Genomic DNA, 6582 nt, shown 5'->3' with positions numbered 1-6582 from the left:
ATACAGCTCAGCTAAGGTAAGGCTAATACAGATAAGGACTCCACTGAACCCCACCGATTAAATCGCACCTTCCTTAATACACGATCTTTCTCACATTATTAAAAATAAACATTGTATGGTAGTAGACTAATATTTTTATAGATATACCGTAAAAACTCCAAGGTCATTTCAATCATTAAAAATGGACAAGCAAAAATTCAGGAGAGAATCGAAATGTCACTGATTAATGACAATTTTATGCTTACCAGCAAAGCAGGTCAGACCCTTTACAGGTGTTATGCGAAGAACCAACCCATCATTGATTACCATTGTCACCTGGAAGCCAAAGATATATTTGAAAACAAACCTTTTCGCGATATAACTCAACTTTGGCTCGCAGGCGATCATTACAAATGGCGGGCAATGCGTGCTAATGGTATTCATGAAAAATATATAACAGGCACGGAATCCGCTGAAGAAAAATTTGCCGCCTGGGCCAAAACCGTTGAGTCGAGCTTTGGCAATCCATTATATCACTGGACACATCTTGAACTTGAGGCTTATTTCGGAATTCATCAAACACTTAGCCATAAAAACTGGCGGGAAGTGATGGATGAATGTAATGAAAAAATAGCCAGTGATGATTTCCTACCAAGAGCATTAATAACGCGCTCACGCGTTGAAGTAATTTGCACCACTGATAAACCCCTGGATGATTTAAAATATCATCAACTTCTTCAGCAGGAAGAAGGGTTTAAGACCAAAGTACTTCCCACGTTTCGCCCGGATGAACTCTTTGAAGCTGACCCTACGCGCTTTAGTCAATTCGTCTCTCAGCTTGCTCAGGCCACAGAAATTCCTGTCAGGAATCTGGCTTCGTTTATCGCCGCTATCAGCCTGCGCATTGACTACTTCCATGACGCTGGCTGCCGTATCTCGGATCATGGCCCGGTAGAGATAGTTTACCGCCCGCTGACTGATGAGCAGGCCAATGCCCTGTTTGTCGCACGACTGGAGCGTGAACTCACCCATACTGAAATGCAGGCATGGAACAGCGTGATACTCATAAAACTTGCTGCGTTGTACAAACAAAAAGCGTGGGCGATGCAAATTCATTTTGGCGCGCTACGTAATAACAATGTTCGCCAGTATCACGCCATCGGTATTAATAGCGGATTCGACTCCATTGCCGATCAGGAAAATCTGGCGGCCAGTCTTAATGCTCTGCTTAATACTATGGCAGAAAATAACGGGCTACCTAAAACGATTATTTATAACCTGAATGCAAGCTACAACGATATTGTGGCATCCGCACTGGCTAATTTCCAGAATGGCGATGACGGTATTAAATCCCCGATGCAATTAGGTTCCGGATGGTGGTTTAACGATACTCATCGAGGCATGGTCAATCAGCTCATTACGCTCGCCGACCAGGGTTTGCTTTCTAATTTTATTGGCATGCTGACAGACTCACGAAGTTTTGTCTCTTATACCCGCCATGATTATTTCAGAAGAATACTTTGCAACCTTATTGGAAGCTGGGTTGACAGAGGTGAATTGCCAGAAGATATGGATATTTTATCCAGCATGATCAAAGGGATTTGTGTCAACAACGCCCGCTCTTATTTCAATTTCTGATTAATTTAATCGTGAGAGAAAATATGACAGGTACAAAGAGAAAAATTACTATTCCCGTCAGCATCGGCTATGGCCTGACTGACATTATGGGTGGCGGCGCCTTTACGGTTATTGGCGCATGGTTATTGTTTTATTACACTACATTTGTCGGTTTGTCTCCGCTTGAAGCGGCATCCATCGTGGCCATAGCGCGAATCGTCGATGCCATTATCAGCTTGTTTGTGGGAACCTTCACCGATCACTTTTATAAAAATACCCTCGGAAAGAAATTTGGTCGCCGACGCTTTTTCTTACTGATTGGCTCACCATTGATGCTGGTTTATGCCCTGCTTTGGCTCAACGGGATGAACTACTGGTTCTATTTAAGCGTGTATCTCGCCTTCGAAATTATCGCCGCAATGGTGCTCATTCCCTGGGAAACCTTGCCTTCAGAGATGACCAAAGATTTCAATGCCAGGACAAAACTCTCCACCGGACGTATGTTTCTCTCCGCGACTGGTACGTTTTTAGCCACCTTTATACCAGGGCTCCTGATTGGCTATCTGGGCGAAGATAGCGCAGAAGCCTATCTGATCAACGGTATCGTCTTCGCCGTAGTCTTTATGATTTGCGTACTGATCTCCTGGAAGGTCACCTGGGAACGTGAATTAACCCCGGAAATGCTCGCGGAACTGGAACAGGCTCGCTCCGCTTCACGCATCAATATCCTCGGGCTGTTTAAAGAATATCTCTCAACGCTGAAAGTCCGGGCATTTCGTAAACATCTGGCTATCTACCTGCTCTCTTTTACTGCCAAAGATATCTACAACACCGTTTTCGTTTTCTTCTGTGTTTACTGCCTGCAGGTTTCGTCTGCATTTGCCGGCAGCCTGCTCTCAATGAGTATTATCGGTCTGCCGGTCACCCTGGTCGCCGGGTTTGCCATCATCAAGTTTGGTCCGTCCAAATTGTATGTGTTTGCCTACAGTCTGATGATGCTTTGTCTGGGTGGATTCCTGCTGATTTATCTCTTCCCTAGCGAACAAAAAGCCCTGTTGCTTATTATCCTTGCCGGGATTTACCAGATCGGGCGCTGTGTTCTGGAGTTCACGCCGTGGAACGTTTTCCCATTCATTCCGGACATTGACGAGATGATCACCCGCGAACGTCGTGAGGGGCTGTTCGCTGCCGTCATGACCTTCTCCCGGAAAACGACCGTGGCGATTGCTACCTTTGTTGTCGGTTTTATCCTCCAGGAAGGCGGCTTTGTGAAGGGCAGCCAAATCCAGCCGCAGGAAGCGGTGCAGACCATCGCCATGACATTGTTTATTGGCACCGCAGGTTTGTTGATCCTGGCGCTCTGGCAGGCTCTGACCTTCCATCTGAACAAGCAGACGCACAAAATCTTTGTCGATGAAATCGAGAGACTGAAAAACAAAGGGGCACGTGAAGCCGTTACGCCTGAAACACGCAAAATTGTGGAAGACCTGACGGGCGTAAGTTATGAGAAGCTATGGCCGGACATGGACGCGCAAAATGCGAAAAGCCCGCGCGCAACGCATCCATTAGCAGAGTAAACAGTAAGACACACGCTTCAGGCTTTGCGGCCTGAAGCGTTTCGCAACATCAGGCCTCAATATCCGCCATATCGCCCTTATCCTGTAGCCAGTTACGCCTGTCTTCAGAGCGTTTCTTGGCCAGCAGCATATCCATCATGGCATTTGTCTGCTGTTCATCTTCGTCGCTGATAATCAGCTGCACCAGGCGGCGAGTGTTAGGATCGAGCGTTGTCTCGCGCAGTTGCAGCGGGTTCATCTCACCCAGACCTTTAAAGCGCTGCACGTTCGGTTTGCCTTTCTTGCGCTTGAGCTGCTCCAACACACCGGTTTTCTCTTCTTCTGTCAGCGCGTAATAGACCTCTTTACCCAGATCGATACGGTACAACGGCGGCAGCGCAACATAGACGTGGCCCTGTTTTACCAGCGCGCGGAAATGTTTGACGAACAGTGCGCACAACAAAGTGGCAATGTGCAGACCATCGGAATCCGCATCCGCCAGGATACAGATCTTGCCGTAACGAAGCTGACTCAGATCTGCGCTGTCCGGATCGATGCCGATCGCCACCGAAATGTCATGCACTTCCTGCGAGGCCAGCACTTCATCGGAGGAGACTTCCCAGGTGTTAAGGATCTTGCCTTTTAACGGCATGATCGCCTGATACTCACGATCGCGGGCCTGTTTGGCGGATCCGCCTGCGGAGTCCCCTTCCACCAGGAAGAGTTCCGTGCGGTTAAGATCCTGCGCGGTACAATCTGCCAGCTTGCCAGGCAGCGCCGGGCCGCTGGTCAGTTTTTTACGTACCACTTTTTTAGCTGCGCGCAGACGGCGCTGGGCGCTGGAGATCGCCATTTCGGCCAGCATCTCTGCGGCCTGAACGTTCTGATTGAGCCACAGGCTGAAGGCATCTTTCACCACGCCCGACACAAAGGCCGCGCACTGACGGGACGACAGGCGCTCTTTGGTTTGCCCGGCAAACTGCGGATCCTGCATTTTAACCGACAGCACATAGGCGCAGCGTTCCCAGATATCTTCCGCAGAAAGCTTCACGCCACGCGGCAGAATATTGCGGTATTCGCAGAACTCACGCATGGCATCCAGCAGCCCCTGACGCAAGCCGTTAACGTGTGTACCGCCCTGCATGGTGGGGATCAGGTTGACGTAGCTTTCGGTCAGCATCTCTCCGCCTTCCGGCAGCCAGAGCAGCGCCCAGTCCACCGCTTCAGTTTCAGCAGCGAAATTACCGACAAAGGGTTTTTCCGGCAGCGTCGGCAGGCCATTCACCGTTTCCATCAGGTAATCGGTCAGACCGTCCTGATAGCACCAGCGCTGCTCGGTGTTATTCACTTCATCTTTGAAGGTGATTTCCACACCCGGGCACAGCACCGCTTTGGCTTTCAGCAGGTGTGAAAGACGTGACACTGAAAAGCGTGGGCTGTCGAAGAACTGTTCATCCGGCCAGAAGTGGACGCTGGTGCCAGTGGTGCGTTTTCCACATGTACCGACGACGTTCAGATCCTGGACCTTATCGCCATTTTCAAAGGCAATGTTATAGATTTGTCCGTCACGCTTAACGTTGACTTCAACACGACGCGAGAGCGCATTCACAACTGAAATGCCCACACCGTGCAGACCGCCAGAGAACTGGTAGTTTTTATTGGAGAATTTGCCGCCCGCATGCAGGCGACAAAGGATCAGTTCTACCGCAGGTACGCCCTCTTCCGGGTGAATATCCACCGGCATGCCGCGACCGTCATCGATGACTTCCAGCGACTGATCGGCATGGAGAATGACATCCACACGTTTGGCATGGCCTGCCAGCGCTTCATCGACGCTGTTATCAATAACTTCCTGACCAAGGTGGTTAGGGCGGGTGGTATCGGTATACATCCCCGGACGGCGGCGAACCGGCTCAAGCCCGGTGAGTACCTCTATGGCATCAGCGTTATAGGATTGCGTCATGGTTTGTTCGTAGATAGTGATCGGGTCTTTTCCCTGTCGGCTCAACGAAGCCCAAGGAAATCGACAATCTGTGTGAAATGATTCTCAAAGCCCACAAAAGCATGATTACCGCCTTCTTCGACCGTCTGGCGGCACGCATCGTAATACGCCACGGCCTGACGATAATCCAGCACTTCATCGCCCGTCTGTTGCAGAAGCCAGATTAAATCCGGTGATTCCAGCGGGTCGACCTGCATCACTTTGAGATCGTAAATATGGCGAGACTCTAGCACATATTGCTGCCCCGTCCAGGGGTTCTCGTTATGCCCGAGGAAATCGGCCAGCAATTCAAACGGGCGAACTGCCGGATTGACAACCACCGCAGGCAAAGTGAAGCATTGTGAAAGCCATGTGGCGTAATAGCCGCCCAGCGACGATCCGACAATCCCCAGAGGCTGCCCGCCGTTTTCCAGCACCAGCAGCTCCAGCAGTTCAGCGGCCTGGGCCGGATACGGCGGTAACTCTGGCACCACCACGTTAATGTCAGGGTGATTGAACGCCAGCCATTCCCGAAACTGCGTCGCTTTGGCGGAACGCGGTGAGCTATTAAATCCATGTAAATACAGGAGCGTGGACATCAGTATCCTTCTGACGCGGTATCGGGGTTAAACCTGGCGCTTTGCAAACGGCAGACTTCAGTATGCATATTGCCATCAGCATAAAGCTCCAGCCAACGCCAGCCAGGGGCAATGGTGTCGAGCGTAAAGTTGGCGCAATAAGGCTTAAACTGAACGCAGGTCGATGGCGTTGCCAGCATTCTGCGGCCATTCCAGTTGAGATCCAGTTCCTGGTGAATGTGGCCGCAGAGCATATTTTTGACGTTGGGAAAACGCACCAGCACGTTATCCAGCTCCGCGGCATTACGCAGACTGTGCTGATCGAGCCAACTGCAGCCGGAAGGCACCGGATGATGATGCAGAAGCAGTAACGTATGGCGGGCAGCCGCATCAGCCAGCTTTCTTTCAAGCCAGTCGAGCTGGAACTCGCTGAGTTCACCGTGCGGTACGCCAAACACCTGGCTGTCCAGTAACAGAACCTGCCACTGTTCGCCCACAAAGACGCGCTTAGCCGGGGAGATCCCCGCCTCCTGCAAGGCATTATACATCGCAGGCTGAAAATCATGGTTGCCAGGTAGCCATACGCAGGGCACGCCAAACCTTGCGATGCCTTCAGCGAAATGCTGATAGGCCGCAGCCGTCTGGTCCTGTGCCAGGTCGCCGGTGGCGACGATTAAATCACAATCGCGCTGCTGGGCCTCAATGGCATCCAGTACGGCCTGATAGCTTTCCCAGGTATTAACCCCTAACAACGTTTCGTGCTTTTCGGCAAACAGATGAGTATCAGTAATTTTTAAGATCCTGACTCTGGACTCATCAGCCAGATTCAGGTTTAACAGGCTTTCCAAATGGTGTCCTTAGGTTTCACTTA

5 protein-coding genes are annotated in these 6582 nt (G+C 50.6%); 2 read left to right on the top strand and 3 right to left on the bottom strand.

Features of this window, described 5'->3' with window-relative positions; translation table 11 throughout:
- The first annotated feature begins 213 nt into the window (after positions 1-213).
- Positions 214-1617, top strand: a complete 1404-nt coding sequence (gene uxaC, locus ACSZO4_RS05910) for a glucuronate isomerase (RefSeq protein ID WP_437887936.1) — start codon at positions 214-216, stop codon at positions 1615-1617.
- A 23-nt stretch (positions 1618-1640) separates the two neighbouring features.
- Entirely contained in the window at positions 1641-3173 is a 1533-nt protein-coding gene (locus ACSZO4_RS05905; RefSeq protein WP_437887935.1) for an MFS transporter, read from the top strand.
- 49 nt (positions 3174-3222) lie between these two features.
- Here the strand turns inward: ACSZO4_RS05905 and parE are convergent, their stop codons facing one another.
- Genes parE through cpdA form a run of 3 tightly spaced genes read right to left on the bottom strand, consistent with a single transcriptional unit; the run spans position 3223 to position 6559 of the window.
- On the bottom strand, positions 3223-5115 hold the full coding sequence (gene parE, locus ACSZO4_RS05900) for a DNA topoisomerase IV subunit B (RefSeq protein ID WP_437887941.1): 1893 nt from the start codon (positions 5113-5115) through the stop codon (positions 3223-3225).
- A 41-nt stretch (positions 5116-5156) separates the two neighbouring features.
- On the bottom strand, positions 5157-5732 hold the full coding sequence (yqiA, locus tag ACSZO4_RS05895; RefSeq protein WP_437887934.1) for an esterase YqiA: 576 nt from the start codon (positions 5730-5732) through the stop codon (positions 5157-5159).
- Positions 5732-6559 carry a 3',5'-cyclic-AMP phosphodiesterase gene (cpdA, locus tag ACSZO4_RS05890; RefSeq protein WP_437887933.1) on the bottom strand — a complete coding sequence of 276 codons (828 nt, stop codon included), beginning with the start codon at positions 6557-6559 and terminating at the stop codon, positions 5732-5734. The genes yqiA and cpdA overlap by 1 nt, the downstream gene beginning before the upstream one ends.
- Between the last annotated feature and the right edge of the window lie 23 nt (positions 6560-6582).

The organism is Phytobacter sp. V91, assembly GCF_965644225.1.
Lineage (GTDB): Bacteria > Pseudomonadota > Gammaproteobacteria > Enterobacterales > Enterobacteriaceae > CBFFRJ01.
Note: the sequence above shows the minus strand (reverse complement) of the source record. Positions and strands in the feature narration are given on the sequence as shown.